Origin of the sequence: Haloferax sp. Atlit-10N (genome assembly GCF_003586325.1) — an archaeon.
Lineage (GTDB): Archaea > Halobacteriota > Halobacteria > Halobacteriales > Haloferacaceae > Haloferax > Haloferax prahovense.
Window position 1 is genome coordinate 1 of record NZ_PSYX01000200.1, and the last position, 431, is coordinate 431.

1 pseudogene is annotated in these 431 nt (G+C 60.6%); it reads left to right on the forward strand.

The features are described from left to right. Nucleotides 1-431, forward strand: a pseudogene (locus tag C5B91_RS21875) (mechanosensitive ion channel family protein); the annotation flags it as partial.

The following is a 431-nucleotide window of genomic DNA, read 5'->3' on the forward strand; positions in this document are numbered from 1 at the left end:
TGTCGCATCGGCCCGAACCGGGGACTGGCTGCAGCTCATGGCCGACTACACGCCGACGACCATCCGGGGCGTGTTTCTCAGAATCGCCCAGTTCTCGATGGTCGTTCTCGTCGTCGTCTCGTTTCTCATCGTCTGGGGCGTTCTCGATATCGTCCAGACAGTCGGGCCGTACCTCAACGGGAGCGATCGGTCAGTACTGGCGACGATACAGACGGTCGTTCTCGTCATGCTGGCCTTCGTCCTGTCTGACCAGATGCAGCGGTGGATTGGACGGTTCAGCCAAGCTGTTACCGGCTTCACCGAACATCAGGAGGAGATCCTCCTCCGACTGGGGCAGGTCACCGTGTTCGTCACCATCGGTGCAACGATCTTCGCCGTCTGGGGTATCGATCTCAGTGGCCTGCTCGTCGGGGCCGGGTTTCTCGGTATTG